This is a genomic window from Antarctobacter sp. (assembly GCF_048262615.1).
Lineage (GTDB): Bacteria > Pseudomonadota > Alphaproteobacteria > Rhodobacterales > Rhodobacteraceae > Antarctobacter.
In genome coordinates, this window is the sequence record NZ_JBLXFB010000002.1 from 329,021 (window position 1) to 344,785 (window position 15,765).

General features: G+C 62.3%; 16 protein-coding genes and 1 tRNA gene. 10 read left to right on the forward strand and 7 right to left on the reverse strand.

Annotation, left to right across the window (positions count from 1 at the left end):
* The first annotated feature begins 52 nt into the window (after positions 1 to 52).
* On the forward strand, positions 53 to 1,441 hold the full coding sequence (gene ahcY / locus ACN0S5_RS03605) for an adenosylhomocysteinase (RefSeq protein ID WP_417206031.1): 1,389 nt from the start codon (positions 53 to 55) through the stop codon (positions 1,439 to 1,441).
* A 19-nt stretch (positions 1,442 to 1,460) separates the two neighbouring features.
* Here the strand turns inward: ahcY and ACN0S5_RS03610 are convergent, their stop codons facing one another.
* Both ACN0S5_RS03610 and ACN0S5_RS03615 read right to left on the reverse strand, forming a co-directional pair.
* Positions 1,461 to 3,716, reverse strand: coding sequence for a response regulator (locus ACN0S5_RS03610; protein ID WP_417206033.1), 2,256 nt, complete (start codon positions 3,714 to 3,716; stop codon positions 1,461 to 1,463).
* A 75-nt stretch (positions 3,717 to 3,791) separates the two neighbouring features.
* A complete protein-coding gene (locus ACN0S5_RS03615; protein WP_417206035.1) occupies positions 3,792 to 4,403 on the reverse strand; it encodes an HD domain-containing protein in 612 nt (203 codons plus the stop codon).
* Positions 4,404 to 4,740: 337 nt separating this feature from the next.
* Here ACN0S5_RS03615 and ACN0S5_RS03620 point away from each other — a divergent pair, with 337 nt between their 5' ends.
* Entirely contained in the window at positions 4,741 to 5,082 is a 342-nt protein-coding gene (locus tag ACN0S5_RS03620; RefSeq protein ID WP_417206036.1) for a DUF2853 family protein, read from the forward strand.
* 272 nt (positions 5,083 to 5,354) lie between these two features.
* On the opposite strand, the gene ACN0S5_RS03625 is transcribed toward ACN0S5_RS03620, so the two are convergent.
* The 5 genes from ACN0S5_RS03625 to tsaD form a co-directional block, all read right to left on the reverse strand.
* Positions 5,355 to 5,750, reverse strand: coding sequence for a DUF1761 domain-containing protein (locus ACN0S5_RS03625; RefSeq protein ID WP_417206071.1), 396 nt, complete (start codon positions 5,748 to 5,750; stop codon positions 5,355 to 5,357).
* 185 nt (positions 5,751 to 5,935) lie between these two features.
* Positions 5,936 to 6,355 carry an EVE domain-containing protein gene (locus ACN0S5_RS03630; RefSeq protein ID WP_417206038.1) on the reverse strand — a complete coding sequence of 140 codons (420 nt, stop codon included), beginning with the start codon at positions 6,353 to 6,355 and terminating at the stop codon, positions 5,936 to 5,938.
* The gene (locus ACN0S5_RS03635) at positions 6,355 to 6,621 is read right to left on the reverse strand and encodes a YciI family protein (RefSeq protein WP_417206040.1); all 267 of its coding nucleotides are present in this window, start codon (positions 6,619 to 6,621) and stop codon (positions 6,355 to 6,357) included. The genes ACN0S5_RS03630 and ACN0S5_RS03635 overlap by 1 nt, the downstream gene beginning before the upstream one ends.
* 1 nt (position 6,622) lies before the next feature.
* Positions 6,623 to 7,573: an NAD(P)H-dependent glycerol-3-phosphate dehydrogenase gene (locus ACN0S5_RS03640; RefSeq protein ID WP_417206042.1), complete on the reverse strand. Its 951-nt coding sequence runs from the start codon at positions 7,571 to 7,573 to the stop codon at positions 6,623 to 6,625.
* Positions 7,570 to 8,649 carry a tRNA (adenosine(37)-N6)-threonylcarbamoyltransferase complex transferase subunit TsaD gene (gene tsaD, locus ACN0S5_RS03645; RefSeq protein ID WP_417206044.1) on the reverse strand — a complete coding sequence of 360 codons (1,080 nt, stop codon included), beginning with the start codon at positions 8,647 to 8,649 and terminating at the stop codon, positions 7,570 to 7,572. Before tsaD ends, ACN0S5_RS03640 begins: the two co-directional genes overlap by 4 nt.
* 73 nt (positions 8,650 to 8,722) lie before the next feature.
* On the opposite strand from tsaD, the gene ACN0S5_RS03650 reads away from it, so the two are divergent.
* The 8 genes from ACN0S5_RS03650 (at position 8,723) to ACN0S5_RS03685 (ending at position 15,672) form a co-directional block, all read left to right on the forward strand.
* Positions 8,723 to 9,442, forward strand: coding sequence for a uroporphyrinogen-III synthase (locus tag ACN0S5_RS03650; RefSeq protein ID WP_417206046.1), 720 nt, complete (start codon positions 8,723 to 8,725; stop codon positions 9,440 to 9,442).
* A gap of 47 nt (positions 9,443 to 9,489) precedes the next feature.
* Positions 9,490 to 10,938, forward strand: coding sequence for a COG4223 family protein (locus tag ACN0S5_RS03655; protein ID WP_417206048.1), 1,449 nt, complete (start codon positions 9,490 to 9,492; stop codon positions 10,936 to 10,938).
* Between the two features lie 11 nt (positions 10,939 to 10,949).
* Complete coding sequence (locus tag ACN0S5_RS03660) at positions 10,950 to 12,491, forward strand: heme biosynthesis protein HemY (RefSeq protein ID WP_417206050.1); 1,542 nt, start codon at positions 10,950 to 10,952, stop codon at positions 12,489 to 12,491.
* A gap of 90 nt (positions 12,492 to 12,581) precedes the next feature.
* A tRNA-Thr gene (locus ACN0S5_RS03665) sits at positions 12,582 to 12,657 on the forward strand.
* A gap of 166 nt (positions 12,658 to 12,823) precedes the next feature.
* Positions 12,824 to 14,011 carry a tyrosine-type recombinase/integrase gene (locus tag ACN0S5_RS03670; RefSeq protein ID WP_417206052.1) on the forward strand — a complete coding sequence of 396 codons (1,188 nt, stop codon included), beginning with the start codon at positions 12,824 to 12,826 and terminating at the stop codon, positions 14,009 to 14,011.
* 31 nt (positions 14,012 to 14,042) lie between these two features.
* Positions 14,043 to 14,951: a hypothetical protein gene (locus ACN0S5_RS03675; RefSeq protein ID WP_417206054.1), complete on the forward strand. Its 909-nt coding sequence runs from the start codon at positions 14,043 to 14,045 to the stop codon at positions 14,949 to 14,951.
* Positions 14,952 to 15,047: 96 nt separating this feature from the next.
* The gene (locus ACN0S5_RS03680) at positions 15,048 to 15,266 is read left to right on the forward strand and encodes a helix-turn-helix transcriptional regulator (RefSeq protein WP_417206055.1); all 219 of its coding nucleotides are present in this window, start codon (positions 15,048 to 15,050) and stop codon (positions 15,264 to 15,266) included.
* Positions 15,250 to 15,672: a hypothetical protein gene (locus ACN0S5_RS03685; protein WP_417206057.1), complete on the forward strand. Its 423-nt coding sequence runs from the start codon at positions 15,250 to 15,252 to the stop codon at positions 15,670 to 15,672. The genes ACN0S5_RS03680 and ACN0S5_RS03685 overlap by 17 nt, the downstream gene beginning before the upstream one ends.
* The last annotated feature ends 93 nt before the right edge of the window (positions 15,673 to 15,765 follow it).

The window sequence follows — 15,765 nt, forward strand, 5'->3', positions numbered from 1 at the left end:
CCGCTTTGGTACGGGGTCGCATCCCGCATATGCGGCACAGGAGCATAGCCACATGACAAACGACTATATTGTTAAGGACATTTCGCTGGCAGAGTTCGGGCGCAAAGAGCTCGACATTGCTGAGACCGAAATGCCGGGCCTGATGGCCCTGCGTGCCGAATACGGCGCGGAACAACCGCTCAAGGGCGCCCGCATTGTCGGCTCTCTGCACATGACGATCCAGACCGCCGTGCTGATCGAAACGCTGGTGGCGCTGGGCGCTGATGTACGCTGGGCCTCGTGCAACATCTTTTCGACGCAGGATCACGCCGCCGCGGCCATCGCGGCAAGCGGTGTTCCGGTCTTTGCGATCAAGGGCCAGTCGCTGGAAGAGCATTGGGATTACCTCGACAAATCCTTCATGTTCGAAGACGGCCCGAACATGATCCTTGACGATGGCGGCGACGCCACGCTGTATGTCCTGCTGGGCGCGCGCGCCGAGGCCGGTGAAAACGTGATCGCGGTGCCGACCTCGGAAGAAGAGGAAGTCATCAAAAAGCAGATCGCCAAGCGCATGGCCGCCAGCCCCGGCTGGTTCACCAAGGTCCGCGACCAGATCATGGGCGTGTCCGAGGAAACCACCACCGGCGTGAACCGCCTGTATCAACTGGTGCGTGACGGGTTGCTGCCGTTCCCGGCGATCAACGTGAACGACAGCGTCACCAAGTCGAAGTTCGACAACAAGTACGGCTGCAAGGAATCGCTGGTCGACGGCATTCGCCGCGCCACCGACACCATGATGGCCGGCAAGGTTGCCGTGGTCTGCGGGTATGGCGATGTGGGCAAAGGCTCTGCCGCGTCGCTGGCCGGTGCTGGCGCGCGCGTGATCGTGACCGAGATCGACCCGATCTGCGCGTTGCAGGCGGCGATGGACGGTTTTCAGGTTGCCCCGCTCGAAGACGTGGTGGCCACCGCTGACATCTTTGTCACCACCACCGGCAACAAGGACGTGATCCGCATCGAGCATATGCGCGCGATGAAGGACATGGCCATCGTCGGCAACATCGGCCACTTCGACAATGAGATTCAGGTCGCCGCGCTGAAGAACCACAAGTGGACCAACATCAAGGAACAGGTGGACATGATCACGATGCCCGATGGCACGCGGATCATCCTGCTGTCCGAAGGCCGTCTGCTGAACCTTGGCAACGCCACCGGCCACCCGTCGTTCGTGATGTCGGCCTCGTTCACCAACCAGGTTCTGGCACAGATCGAACTGTACAAGAACGGCGACAACTACAAAAATCAGGTCTATATCCTGCCCAAGCATCTGGATGAAAAGGTTGCCCGCCTGCATCTGGACCGCATCGGCGTCAAGCTGAGCGCGCTGACCGAAGAGCAGGCCAGCTATATCGGCGTCAAACCCGAAGGTCCGTTCAAGCCTGAGCACTACCGCTACTGAGGCGGCGGGGCGCGGACGGTCAAACCGCCCGCGCCCGTGCCTCCTGCGGCAGCAGCCAACCATCCAAGGTGTCGAGCAGTTCCGCCCGACGCACGGGTTTGGTCAGAAAATCGGACATGCCTGCCGCACGGCAGGCGTTTTCGTCTTCGGGCAGCGCATTGGCGGTCAGGGCCACGATCGGACAGGTGGCAAGATTGGCCTGAGCCTCATGGGCGCGGATGTGCCGCGTGGATTCATATCCGTTCATGACCGGCATCGACACGTCCATCAGCACAAGATCGGGCCGCAGCCTTTGATAGAATTCGACCGCCTCTTCGCCGTTTGTGGCCATCTCCAGCTTTGCTCCCGATCCGGCGAGAAGCTTTTGGATGACCAGCCGGTTCGTGGCGTTGTCTTCGGCCACAAGAACGGTTTTGCCTGCAAGCGGCCTGTCGTTTGCGTCGCCGGTGGCATCGTCGGACGACGGGGTGGCGTCCAGCGGCGCGCCAAGTGCGCCGCTGAGGACCGCCGCAAGACCGTGCATGTCCAGCGGTTTGCGCAGGACCGTTGCATAGCCAAGCGATTGCAGCCGATCGCTTGACACCTCCTGTCCGGCACCGACCATCAGGACGCAAGGCATGCACCCCTCGCCGGTTATGTGTTCAAGGTCTTTGCGCAGGGTCTCATGGGCTTTGCCGTCCAGCGCGCTGTCGATCAGGCAAAGGTCCGGCGGCGTGCGTTGCCGCACCAATGCGGACAGCAGGCTTTTTGCGCCTTCTTGGTCGCGCGCGAAAACGGGTTTGACGTCAAGGAACTCCAGCATGGTGCGCAGGGCGCGGCGGTTGATGTCGAACCCTTCGACCACCAAGACGCGGTGCCCGGCAAGCCGTTCGGTGGCCGTCGACCAATAGGTTTTCTCCCGCAGGGGTGCCTGTGCGGCGGCAAAGGGAAAGCGGAATTCGAACACCGAGCCAGCCCCCTTGCGGGACCGCGCGGTCAGAGTTCCCCCCAGCAAACGGGTCAGTCGCAAGGTGATTGCAAGACCAAGGCCGGTGCCCTCGAACCGCCGAGTGCGCCCGTCCTCGATCTGTGAGAATTCCTCAAAGACGTGATCAAGCATGTCCTCGGCGATGCCGACCCCGGTGTCTGTGACCTTGATCGACACCTCGCCCATTTCGGTCTGGCCGATCCAGACGTGGACATGGCCCGCCAAAGTGAACTTTACCGCGTTGCCGATGACGTTCAGAAGGCATTGCCGCAGGCGTGCCGGATCCGACACCACAAAGAACGGCGGTGCGAGGGTGCATTCGATGGCCACCTCTACGGATTTGGCCGCCGCGACCGGAGAAAACAGCGTCGCGGCATCGTGCACCACCGCCAGCAGGTCAAAGCTTTCTTCATGGACCTGCATCTTGCCTGCCTCGACCTTTGAAAAGTCGAGGATGTCGTTGATGATCGACAACAACGCGACAGAGGATTGGGTGATGGTCCGCGTCAGGCTGCGCTGTTCGTCGTCAAGCGCGCTTTGCTCCAGCAGTTCGGACATGGCGATCACGCCGTTCATCGGTGTCCTGATTTCATGGCTCATGTTGGCGAGAAATTCGGACTTTGTACGCTCCGCATCCTCGGCGCGCTGGCGTGAGACCTGCAACCGGCGGTTCGATTTCTCCAATTGGACCCAGAGCACCAAAAGGAACCCCAGGGGGAGCAGCATGCCGGAAACCATCAAGAGACCGACGGACAGAACCAGATTGCGAAACAGCGGGCGCGTTTGCTGTGCCGCAAAGGTGACATCGGTGTAAATCTCCAGTACGGCCATCAAATCGGGGCCATTGACGATCGGCAGAAAGGATTCCGCGTAGTTTGCGGGACGGTTTCTGCCGACACCGGAAAACAGCTTGGTCAGCGGTTGCCGCGATCTCAACACGGTCGCCAAGTCCGGGTTGTGGGAGGTGTCGACATGCGCGCCGGGCGCGCCGACAGCCATCTGCGCCCCCTTGTCGCTGTCGTACAGCAGTTGACCCTGCGCATCGAAAAGCTTGAATCGGAAAACGTTGTCGTTGTGGACCCCGGCGGCGATGCGCGTCCATTCATCCCCTGTGACCTGTTCGCCCTGCATCAGTGCGTCTATGAGGCCACTTTCGTTGCCAATGTGGCGCACCCACATCTGCGCCCAGGTTTCTGCCCTGAGCGCCAGTTCCTGTTCGGATGTGTTGTAGGCAAGGCGGTTTCCCTGCCAGAGACAGGTCACCAGACCCGTAAGGGTCAAAACGATAACGATCAGTGTACGGGCCATGGCATCCAAAGGTTGCGTGACGTGTCGCGACCCTAGCCATGCCCGGTTAACGGGTGCTCAACGAAGGCAAGTGTTTCAGTTCGGTCCCGCAAGCGCAGAGACAAAACCCTCACGCATTACGTCGGGGTCGTAGGCTTTTCTGGCAAAGACCTGCCGCACAAGCGGTTCAAAATGCGCCAACGGGAGGCTGTCGTACTCGGGGTCGAAACTTGACTGGTCCCACCGTTCGCAAAAGGTGGCACAGCTTTCGAAACAGGGGTGATCCTTGAACCTGTCGCGTGCGTTCCGGTCCCAGCCATAGTGATGGCCGTAATAATAGCTCTGGAAAATGCCGTGGTGCTCCACCACCCAGGCGACGTCCCATCGCACGAAAGGCCGGATGACTTCGGCGGAAAAGCGGTCATGGTTCTGAGGAGCGAGCCCGTCACCGACATCGTGCAGCAGCGTGCCCACGATCCAGTCGATATCAGCGCCGTCGCGCTGCGCCCGCGTGGCCGATTGCAGTCCATGGGTCAGCCGGGTGATGCGGTATCCCTCCAGTGTCACATCGCCTTGTCGACGCAACTCATCCAGCACCCGGTCGGGCGTCAGGGCGAGATAGGGTTTCTCCAGTGTTTCGAGAAGTTCGTAGTCCGCTTTGGTGCCGTCTTTCATCTGGGTAAAGCTGACGGTTCGGGGTTCGGTCATGTTTGGCTCCCTTGCCGTGGGGGGGCGCAGATCCGGTCAGGTACGCCGGTGGTCGGGCCTGCCCCCAAAAGGCACCGATTTCGGGGCGAAACGCAAGATACCGGAGCCTTTGGCCAGACCTGTCCGGTGACCAATCTGTCCGGTGTCGGGGGACGCCAGCGGATTGCACAGGCCGCTTGGGGGCATCGGCTGATCCGCTCCACGGGGAACTTATCGCCGCCATTTCCCTTGCCATTGCCCTGCTTGTGCGGTCACGATGCACACGCACGGCAGGTTAATGCCGGACATCAGCAAACAATGCGCCCGACACAAACGGCGCAGGACAGTGGGAGTGAACATGGGAAAACGCGACGAACTGATCGCCAAATATGCCGAAGATCTGAAGACAAAGTGCGGAATGGACCCGGACATGGCTCTTTTGACCAAGGTCACAATCGGCTGCGGTCCGGCCATCTATAACGCGGATGCGTCCACCGTCGCCTCCTCGCAGGAGCAGGAACTGATCACTGTCAAAGACAACTTTCTGGTCAAGAAACTAGGCCTTTCCGATGGTCCGGAACTGATGGAGGCCATCAACAAAGCTGTCGAAACCTACGGCAAGTCAGAGCGCAACAAGTACCGCGCCGTGATCTACTACATGCTGACAAAGCATTTCGGCAAGGAATCGGTCTACGGCTGAACGCAGTCGCCGTGTTGCCAGGGCCCCCGCCGGACGGGGGCCTTTTTCATTTCCCGCCCTTGACCCGAACAGGGGCCGTAGGAATTTGAACGAAATTGCCGGGACAATGGATTTGCGTTGCGGCGACCTGATCCGTAGGTTGCAGGGGACAGGCCAGAATGGCCGGAACCGTAGATTTCGTTACACGTGTGGTGCGTAGGGAGCACGTGGGTGAGCGGAGGGTTCTGGCTATGCCGGAACCCTCCATTTAGTTTTTCTCGACCTCCCGCTGTTCAGAACAGCGTCAGCACGATTCCCATCAGCCCGCAGGCCACGGTCGCATACCCGCCGTCGATGATTGTCAGCATCGGGGGCCGCATGGCATTGGCATTGTTGATTGCGATCCACGGCGTGATGAAGAACAACCCGATCCCAAGCCCCGAAACCAGCCCGCCACCGACAGAGTCGATCCCGCTGGAGGCAAGGATATGGCGCATCATCCCGGCAACGACCAATTGCATCACAAAGGTAAAGGCAAGGATCATCGGGTTCTGCCCACCCTCCGGTTGGCCCGAGGCGTCGCGCGTCACGCCTGCGGCCGTCATCCACGGGTCCGCAAGCTTCATGTACCAGACTGCGCCAGCGGCAAAGGCGACCACGGCGGCGACAAGTGTGTTTACGATTTCCAACATGGTGTGGTGGCTCCAGATCCCGGTTGCACAACAGGTCTGCGGCACGGTTTCAAGAGGCGGATACTGGTCCGATGCGCCGCGCGAACCCCGCAACAGTGCGCGAAATCTGTGTTTTCTTCAACGGGTCTGAAGCGGCGCATGGACTTGGGCTTGGGCCAGGGAGCCGGGGGTCAGAGCAAGGATCAGAGCGGCAGCCCGGCCAGACCGCAGATCACGCGCCATTCTTCTGCTGAAACCGGCTGAACCGACAGGCGGCTGTTCTTGATCAGCACCATCTCGGACAGCCGTGGGTCGGATTTGATTTCATCAAGCGTGACAGGCGTTTGCGCCGTTTCCAGCGCCTTGATGTCCACGCATTCCCAGCGGTCATCGTCGGTGCTGCTGTCGGGGTGGGCCTTGGCGATCACCTCGACAGTGCCGACAATCGCCTTTTCCTTTTGCGAGTGATAGAAAAAGCCCCGGTCGCCCAATTCCATCTCGCGCATGAAGTTGCGCGCCTGATAATTGCGCACGCCGTCCCACTCCTCACCCGCGTCGCCCTTGGCGCGCTGGTCGTCCCAGGACCAGGTCGACGGCTCGGACTTAAACAGCCAATAGCGCATCAGATCACCTTTTTCCACGCGGTCAGGGTGACGTTCTCAAACAGTCCGGCCTTGGCGTAGGGGTCATTTGCGGCCCACTCCTTGGCGGCCGCCATGTCCGCTACGTCGAGGACGATCAGCGAGCCGATCATGCCGCCCTCATCGTCCAGCAGCGGCCCGGCCTGTGAGACATTGGTGGCCTTGAGATACTCCAGATGCGCGTCGCGTGTATCTTTGCGGATCTGCAAAGCACCGGGTTTGTCGTGGGCAATCAGGGCAATCAGCATGTCATTCATCCTTGAGGGGTCTGGAAAGCAGGGTGTCCATCGCTTGGCGTACGGTCAAGCGGCCTTGGGTCAGGTCCGAGACGGCGGTGCAGACGGGCAGGGGGAGCGCGTGGTCTTGCGCCAGCTTTGCAGCGGCCTGCGCGGTGGCGGCCCCCTCGACGGTCACGGTCGGGTCGAATGGCTCGCCTCGTCCCAGCGCCAGCCCGTAGCGAAAGTTGCGCGACAGGTCAGAGGTGCAGGTCAGCGTCAGGTCGCCAAGGCCCGACAGGCCCGACAGGGTGTCGGCCCGCGCCCCCAGCGCCGTGGCCAGTCGCACCATCTCGGCAAAGCCGCGGGTCATCAGGGCGGCGCGGGCGCTGTCTCCCAGCCCGGCGCCGATGCAGGCCCCGCAGGCGATGGCGATCACGTTTTTCAGCGCCCCGCCCAGTTCCGCACCGACCATGTCGTCGCTGCGATACAGGCGCAGCACCGGGGTCGAGAGCTGCGCTTGCAGGCTGCGCCCGGCGGCCCCGTCTCCGCAGGCCAGTGTCAGAGCCGTGGGCAACCCGCGCGCGATATCGGCGGCAAAGCTGGGGCCGGTCAGAACGGCAGGTGTGGCGTCCGGCTGGTGGTGCGCGATCAGGGCAGAGGGGCCGACGCCTTCGGTCAGGTCGATCCCCTTGCAGCAGGCGACCAGCGCGCGGCCCTGCATCGGCGTGGCGATCCGGTCCAAAAGGCCCGAGAGTTGCTGCATCGGCACCGACAGCAGCAGGGTTTCGCAGGCCGTTGCCTGAGCCAGATCGCCGGTAATCGTGATCGCGTCGGGCAGGGTTACACCCGGCAGGCGCGGGCTTTGCCGGGTGTCCATCAGGGCCCTCGCGTCGCGCGCCCAAAGCGTGACCGGCCCATTGCGCGACAGCGCCACAGCCAGCGCCGTGCCAAAAGCCCCCGCGCCAAGGACCGCGACACTCATGCCTTGGCCCCCTTCTTGCCCGACCCCACCAGCGGGGCCGCAAGCCGATCCAATGGCCAGCGCGGACGGGCGGACAGCCCCATGTCATGTGTCACACCCGCCGCCAGCAATTCGCCGCCCGCATAGGCGATCATCGCCGCGTTGTCGGTGCACAGCCGCAGGGGCGGTGCGGTGAAGCGCAGCCCGGTCTCGGCGCAGAGTGCCTCCAGTGCGCCGCGCAATGTCAGGTTTGCGGCCACACCACCGGCCACGGCCAGCGCGGGCGCGGCCGGGGTCTCATCCATGTATACCGCAATGGCACGCCGCGCTTTTTGCGCCAGCACGTCGCGCACCGCGGCCTGAAACCCGGCGCAGAGGTCGGCCACGTCCTGACGGTGCAGCCCCCCCTGTTCGGCGATCAACTGATCCCGCTGCCGCAAGAGCGCGGTCTTTAACCCGGAAAACGACAGGTCACATCCGGGCCGGTCCAGCAGCGGTCGGGGAAAGCGAAAGCGTGTCTCGGTGCCCTCCCGCGCGGTGGCCTCGACCGATGGTCCGCCCGGTTGCGGCAGACCCAGCAGGCGCGCGGTTTTGTCGAAGGCCTCACCCGGCGCGTCGTCGATGGTGCCGCCAAGGCGGGTAAAATCCTCGACCCCGCGCACAATCAGGAACTGGCAATGCCCGCCAGAGACCAGCAGCATCAGGTAAGGATAGGCCAGATCATCGGTCAGGCGCGGTGTCAACGCGTGCCCGGCAAGGTGGTTCACGCCCACCAGCGGCACCTCCAGCCCGGTGGCCAGACCCTTGGCCAGCATCACGCCCGACAGCACGCCGCCGATCAGCCCCGGCCCTGCCGTCACCGCGATGGCATCGACGTCGCGCAGGGTCACACCGGCCTCGGCCAGCGCCTCTTCGACGCACAGGTCCAGACGTTCGGCATGGGCGCGCGCGGCGATTTCTGGCACGACGCCGCCGAAATCCGCGTGCAACTCTGACTGTCCCTTCACGACGGATGCCAGCACCGACCGTCCGCGCAGCAGGGCGGCGGCGCTGTCGTCGCAGCTGCTTTCCAGACCAAGGATCAGGGGAGCGGACATCAGGAGTTCCCGTTGCGTCTTATGGCGCTTGCAGGTAGCACCACCCGGCGCGCGCCACAATCCCGGAGGCCCGATGCCCGGACCGCTGCCCGTTCTCCTCCTGACCCGACCAGAGCCAGCCTCAAGGCGGTTTGCCGAGGAGTTAAGGGCGCTGGGACGGCAATTCGACCCGGTGATCTCTCCGCTTTTCCGGGTCGATGTGACCGGGCCGCTGCCGGATGCCTCTGCGGTGCGGGGTCTGATCTTTACCTCTGCCAACGGTGTCGAGGCTTGGCAGGCGCTGGGCGGTCGGCGCGATCTGCCTGCTTTCACAGTGGGGGCGGCGACAGCGCGCGCGGCAGAGGCGGCGGGTATGCGGGCGCACAGTGCCGATGGCTCGGCTGATGATCTGGTCGCCATGCTGTTGACCCACGAAACGCCCGCGCCGCTGTTGCACCTACACGGGCGGCACACGCGGGGCGACGTGGCGCAACGCCTGTCTCAGGCCGGGGTGAGCTGCAATTCGGCGGTGATCTACGACCAACCGGCGCAGCCCCTGACGGAACAGGCGCGCGCCGCGCTGCTGGGGACGGTGCCCGTTGTCGTGCCGGTCTTTTCCCCCCGGACGGGTAAATTGCTGGCGCAAGAACGCGCACAAGCGCCTCTTCTTGTCGCGGCTATGAGCGAAGCTGTGGTCAACGCGCTCAGGCCGCTGCATAAACGGGACCTGAAAGTGGCTGAGCGGCCCGAGTCGGAGGCAATGAGGGAGGTTGTCTCGGACCTCCTGAAGCGGGCGCTGGCAGGAGATTATTGATTCGGTCGATCTATGTGGACCGTTGGTATGCGAGGGGAACAGATCACGTGGCGAAGTCGAAGAAGGATAAGCCCGCCGACAACGGTGCGGCCGAAGACAGCCTGCCTGAGGCGGACGCGCTGACACCTGACGCGCCGGAGACAGAAGACACCCTGACGGGTGCCGAGGGCGAAGACACACTGACGGCTGAGACGACAGATGTTGTCGAAGACACCTTTCGGTCACAAGCAGAGGACGACACCGTCGCCGATCCGGTTCTGGAAACCGGCGATCCGTCGGATACCGACCCTGTGATCGTTGAGGACGATGTGCTGGCCGCAGCACCCTTTGAGGACACGCTGACGGTCGAGGCCGCTGCGCCCGAGGTCGGTGCCGGTCCGGCGATGGCCGCCGCTGCGCCGCAGGTGATCAAAGAGACGGTGGTTCAGCGCAAAGGCGGGTTCCTGCCGATGCTGCTGGGGGGAGTCGTGGCCGCCGGGCTTGGCTACGCCGCGGGCAGCTATCCGGACCTGCCCTTCATGGGCGGCACCGAAGAGGTCGAAGACCCGTTCTTTGCGGAAACCCGCGCCGCGCTGGTGTCACAGTCAGAGCAGATCGACACGCTTTCCAAGCGGACCGCAGCGACGGATGAGGCGCTGGGCAAGATCGATCTGACCCCGCTTGGTACCTCTGTCACCGCGCTGGAAGGGGGTCTTGCCGACCTCCAGACCGCCATCGCGAGTGTCGAGACCAAACTGACAGCCATCAGTGACAAGGCCACAGCGCTGGACATCCGGCTGACCTCGATCGAGAAACAGCCGCTGGTGGACGCAGTTTCGCCAGAGACGGTTGCCGCCTATGAGCGAGAGCTTGAGGCCCTGAAAGCCGATGTGACCGCGCAGAAGGCCGCAATCGCCGCCGCGCAGGCCGACCAGTTGGCCACGATGGAGGCCGCGCGCAAAGAGATCGAGGCGATGGCCGCCCGTGCCCGCGCGTCAGAGCAAAGCGCCGAAAGCCGCGCGACCCTTGCCGCAAGCCGTGCGGCCCTGGCCGACCTGACCACCCGCGCCCGCGATGGCCAGCCCTATGCAGAGCCGCTGGCGGTGCTGACAGGAAACGGCGTCGATGTGCCGGCACCGCTGGTCGAGGGCGCTCAGGACGGGTTGCCCACCGCCTCTGCGCTGATCTCCAGCTTTCCAGACGCCGCGCGTGACGCGCTGGCCGTGGCCCGCGCCAGCGGTGCCAATGCGGACGATGCGGGCGGCGTTGCGGGGTTCTTCCGCAATCAGCTGGGCGCACGCTCTGTCACCCCACGCGAAGGCAATGACCCGGACGCGGTCCTGTCGCGCGCCGAGGCGGCGCTGCGCAATGGCGATCTGGACACTGTGCTGACCGAACTCGCGGCGCTGCCAGAGGCCGCACGGAATGAAATGTCGGACTGGGTGGCGATGGCCCGGTTGCGGCGCGATGCCCTCGCCGCCGCTGCCGATCTCGCCCAGACACTGAACCAGGAATAAGGGTCGGAACCATGCTTTGGTCACTAATCAAGATCGTTGTGTTCGTCGCGCTGGTCGCGGCCCTGACCCTTGGCGCGGGCTATCTGCTGGAAAGTCAGGGGGGCATTCAAGTCACCGTCGCAGGGATGGAGTTCACCCTTGGCCCCCTGCAATCGGTCATGGCCGCCGTCGTCGTTGTCTTTGCCGTATGGGTGCTTTTCAAGCTGTTCGGTCTGGTCATTGCGACGCTGAAATTCATCAACGGCGATGACACTGCGCTGAGCCGCTATTTTGACCGCAACCGCGAGCGCAAAGGCTATCAGGCGCTGGCCGAAGGGCTGATGGCGCTGTCCTCGGGCGAGGGGCGGCTGGCGATTGCCAAGGCCACCAAGGCCGAGAAGTACCTGCACAAGCCGGAACTGACCGACCTGATCACCGCGCAGGCGGCGGAAATGGTCGGTGACAACCGCAAGGCTGAAGAGGTCTACAAGCGCCTGCTGAAAACCGACAGCACGCGGTTTGTCGGCATTCGCGGGATCATGAAGCAAAAGCTGGCCAGCGGCGACACGGACACCGCGCTGCAACTGGCCGAACGCGCCTTTGCCATCAAACCCAAACACGCCGAGGTGCAGGATACGCTGCTGCAATTGCAGGCGGAAAAGCACGACTGGGCCGGTGCGCGCAAGACGCTGGCGGCCAAGCTGAAACACGGGGCTTTGCCGCGCGATGTCTACCGCCGCCGCGATGCTGTTCTGGCGCTGTCTTCGGCAACAGAGATCGACGATCCAGAGGCCAGCGGCAAGGCCGCCGAGGCCGCGATCGAGGCCAACCGCGCCTCGCCCGATCTGATCCCCGCTGCCGCTTTGGCCGCGCGTGCCTACATTGACCAAGGGCGCAAGCGCAACGCCATGAAGGTGATCAAAAAGGCCTGGGAAACGCATCCGCACCCAGACCTTGCCGCCGCCTTTGCCGCGATCGAGCCGGACGAAACCCCGGACGAGCGGGTGAAACGGTTCGTGCAATTGACCCGCATCCAGCCCGATCACCGCGAGACAAAGCTGCTCAAGGCGGAACTGAACCTCGCCGCCGAGGATTTCCCAGAGGCGCGCCGGTCGCTTGGCGATCTGGTCGAAAAGAACCCCGACGCCCGTGTGCTGGCGATCATGGCGGCAATCGAAAAGGGCGAAGGCGCCAAGGACGCGGTGATCCGTGGTTGGCTGGCCAAGGCGCTGACCGCGTCGCGCGGCCCGCAATGGGTCTGCGACAAGTGCAACACCATCCACGCCGAATGGGCCCCGATCTGTTCCAACTGCTCTGCCTTCGACACGCTCAGCTGGACCACGCCGCCGCAATCCGAGGTGGTGCTGCCCGCAGGGGCCAACATGCTGCCGCTGATCATCGGCACCGCGCTGGAGGACAAGACTGACGCCGTCGTTGAGGAGCCCGAGATCATCGACGTCGGCCCCGAGGCCGCAACCACAGCTGCCCCCACCGAGGCCAAAGCCCCGGCACCCGAGCCGGAGGATGCCGAGGTGATCGACGACGCAGCCCCCGAGAAGGCCGCCGCGAAATAACGCTTTCCCTCGCGCGGGCTGTTTGCTAATAGCCCGCGCACCAAGATCCGTCAGATGTCGTCAGGGCATCGCGACGATCACAAGAAGAGTGCCGGTGTAGCTCAGCTGGTAGAGCACGTCATTCGTAATGATGGGGTCGTAGGTTCGAGTCCTATCACCGGCACCACTTTCTGGTCCAGAGAAAGTCAAAGACATCCAGATAACCAAGTAATACAAGGGGATTGCGGTCTCCTTTGGTCCGAAGTTGTGTGACTTGGTCCAGCATAATGCAGCCCAATTGGGGGTAGATCTGGGGGTATCGCGGAAAACGCGCGAAATAGGATACCCCCGTCATGCCTCTTAACGATACCCAGATTCGCGGCCTCAAACCCATGGAGAAGCCCTACAAGGTCTCCGATTTTGAGGGCTTGTATCTCGATATCAGGCCGGGGGGATCGAAGCTCTGGCGCATGAAGTACCGCTTCGAGGGCAAAGAAAAACTCCTCGCGCTGGGCGCTTATCCTGCGGTGAGCCTCACAGACGCGCGGAAGGGCAAGGACGCGGCGCGCGCGACATTGGCGCAGGGCATAGACCCGAGTGCGGTGAAGCAGAAAGAAAAGCGGGAGGCTCAGAGGGTCACGCAGGACACCTTTGCCAATCTCGCGGGCCGGTTCATAGACAAAGCGCGGCGCGAAGGCCGCGCTCCTGCGACGATGGCCAAGACGGAATGGCTACTGGATATGGCGAAGGCTGAATTTGGCACCCGTCCGATTGCGGAAATCACTGCTTCGGACATCCTTGCCGTACTTCGCAGGGTCGAGGCGAAAGGCAATTACGAGACGGCCAAGCGCTTGCGCTCCAAGATCGGCGGAGTGTTTCGCTATGCAGTGGCCAACGGCGCGGCAGAGAGTGACCCGACCTATGCCCTGAAAGATGCTTTGATTCGGCCTCAGGTCACTTCGCGCGCGGCTATCACCGACCCTGAGGCCTTTGGCGCGCTTCTGAGGGCCATTGATGGGTTCCACGGTCAGCGGACGACCCGTATCGGACTTCAACTCCTCGCGTTGCTGGCCCAGCGTCCGGGCGAAATCCGTCATGCGAAATGGGAAGATATCGATAACGGGAAGGCTGTTTGGTCCATACCGGGAGAGCAGATGAAGATGCGGCGCGCGCATGACGTACCATTGCCGGGTCGAGCGTTGGAGTTGATCGAAGAATTGCGAAAACTCACCGGATCGAGCGCTTTCCTTTTCCCAAGCCTGCGCTCCTACAAGCGCCCCATGAGCGAGAACACTTTGAACGCGGCGCTGCGTCGGATCGGCTATTCCGGTGAGGAAATGACCGCCCACGGTTTCCGTGCGACCTTCTCTACATTGGCCAACGAAAGCGGCCTCTGGCACCCGGACGCAATAGAAAGACAGTTGGCCCATGTTGAAGGCAATGTGGTGAGGCGCGCTTATGCGCGCGGCCTGCACTGGGAAGAACGGGTCCGCATGTCGGAGTGGTGGGCTGGCTATCTGGAGAAACTCAGGGCAGGCTAGTAGGTGTTAGGAAAACTGATGAGGCTCTTTTTTGGACAAATCGGTTCGCACGGAGATCATTGAGCGAGAGTACAACCGACTATTGGAGCCTGTCACGCGATGGCAGCGACCGCAGTTGGTCGAAGCCATCGGCCCCAATGATCTGGACGCGGTGGCGGTATTCGAGGAGAAGCTTGCACTGGTTGAGGCGGAAGTTCGGAGCGCCTTGGAATCCTTGACTGACGGTTTTTTTGATTCCTACGGGCAGGTTTCATATAGCTCGTTAAAGATTAACTCCCTGCCCGATATTGCGCCAATCTGTGAGAAGGTTTCGAAGCTAGCGAAAACTAGACCATCAAGCATTTCGTGTGGGTTTGGCGCTGTTCCATTGAGAGCCGATTTTTCCTATTGGCGAACAATGCCCAAGCTAACATTGCATGAAGCCCTGATGTTGTCTGTCGGACTGGACCCAAAGTCCTATTCACATGACCATCTAAACGACATGCAAAAGCGCAAGAAGAAAATCGAACCGCTGTGGTCGGCGCTGCAATTCTTGCTGGATCGGCGAGAAGTGTTCCGCCGTTTCTATCCGGTTGGTGTGTCTGGCTACATGTCGATGTCATTCCCGACCTTGAAGCGGGCGTTGGAAACATTTGGCGTGGAACTGGACCAAGAGTTCAGGGAGGCGCTTACGTTCAGGTGTCCTGACGCCGATCATGCCAACGAGACGACGAAACCTTCGAAGAGTTTTTCCAGTCAAGAGCGGGAAACGCTCCTAAAACTTATTGCTGGCATGGCCTCTGAACAGTACGGGTTCGATCCGCGTCACCACCGTTCTGAGGTCATCAAGAACATTCAGGAGGATCTGGATCGGGCCGGTCTTTCGATGGACGCGAAGACCGTCAGAAAATGGATTCGGCAAGCGGCGGAGTTGATACCCGACGCCTATTGGAAAGACTGATGTACTAGGGGATTCCTGCGGGAAGTCCGCCCACTCCCCCAACCCTCGCTCGCGCTGTGCCAATCGTCTTGGGACATTAACGAACGAGGTAAGACCATGTCGCACCATTCTGATTTCCCCAGCACTGGCTTTGTCCGGCTTTCCCAAATTCTAGCGCCAACTGGCCCGATCCCCGTGTCGAAATCGACGTGGTGGCAGGGCGTGAAGGACGGACGCTTTCCACAGCCGCGCAAGCTGGGGCCACGCACGACGGTCTGGCGGGCCGAAGACATCCGGGCGCTGTTCGAGGACCGGGCCGATGGCGAAGCGTCTTGATCCCCGATGGCTGCGCGCGGTGCTGACTTATGACGTGCGTGAATTGGCTCGTGCGCTGGGCGTCACACCGGGCACCGTGCGTGCAATGATCCGGCGCGGTTTGCCGACTTTGACTGACCAGCGACCGACATTGATCCTAGGCCAAGCGGCGCGAGACTTCATCCTGCGTGAGAGGATTGAGGCAAGGAAACCGCTCGCACCGGATCAACTCTATTGCTTGAGTTGCAAAGCTCCGACGCGGCCTTGGGAATTGCTTGTCGATCTCGTCGGGACCGCCCGAAGCCCGCGTCTCGAAGGCATTTGTGAGGTGTGTGAGGGCCGATGCAGCCGCGTCGTCAGCGCGTCTCGCTTACCCGAGTTGCGCAAGATTTTTGACATCACTGAAGACGGCGATGCGGCACCCTAAGGGATACTTCCAAACTCCATTCAAAACGATACCAAGAGAGGTTCGAGCATGACCCGGAAAGTGAATGAAGAAAACGAGCGCATCAAACGTGCG

Coding starts and splice junctions, on each gene's coding strand:
- ACN0S5_RS03680 (WP_417206055.1), top strand. CDS start 15,048: ATGTCGCACCATTCTGATTTCCCCAGCACTGGCTTTGTCCGGCTTTCC.
- ACN0S5_RS03610 (WP_417206033.1), bottom strand. CDS start 3,716: ATGGCCCGTACACTGATCGTTATCGTTTTGACCCTTACGGGTCTGGTG.
- ACN0S5_RS03630 (WP_417206038.1), bottom strand. CDS start 6,355: ATGCGCTATTGGCTGTTTAAGTCCGAGCCGTCGACCTGGTCCTGGGAC.
- ACN0S5_RS03650 (WP_417206046.1), top strand. CDS start 8,723: ATGCCCGGACCGCTGCCCGTTCTCCTCCTGACCCGACCAGAGCCAGCC.
- ACN0S5_RS03635 (WP_417206040.1), bottom strand. CDS start 6,621: ATGCTGATTGCCCTGATTGCCCACGACAAACCCGGTGCTTTGCAGATC.
- ACN0S5_RS03615 (WP_417206035.1), bottom strand. CDS start 4,403: ATGACCGAACCCCGAACCGTCAGCTTTACCCAGATGAAAGACGGCACC.
- tsaD (WP_417206044.1), bottom strand. CDS start 8,649: ATGTCCGCTCCCCTGATCCTTGGTCTGGAAAGCAGCTGCGACGACAGC.
- ahcY (WP_417206031.1), top strand. CDS start 53: ATGACAAACGACTATATTGTTAAGGACATTTCGCTGGCAGAGTTCGGG.
- ACN0S5_RS03640 (WP_417206042.1), bottom strand. CDS start 7,573: ATGAGTGTCGCGGTCCTTGGCGCGGGGGCTTTTGGCACGGCGCTGGCT.
- ACN0S5_RS03620 (WP_417206036.1), top strand. CDS start 4,741: ATGGGAAAACGCGACGAACTGATCGCCAAATATGCCGAAGATCTGAAG.
- ACN0S5_RS03660 (WP_417206050.1), top strand. CDS start 10,950: ATGCTTTGGTCACTAATCAAGATCGTTGTGTTCGTCGCGCTGGTCGCG.
- ACN0S5_RS03685 (WP_417206057.1), top strand. CDS start 15,250: ATGGCGAAGCGTCTTGATCCCCGATGGCTGCGCGCGGTGCTGACTTAT.
- ACN0S5_RS03670 (WP_417206052.1), top strand. CDS start 12,824: ATGCCTCTTAACGATACCCAGATTCGCGGCCTCAAACCCATGGAGAAG.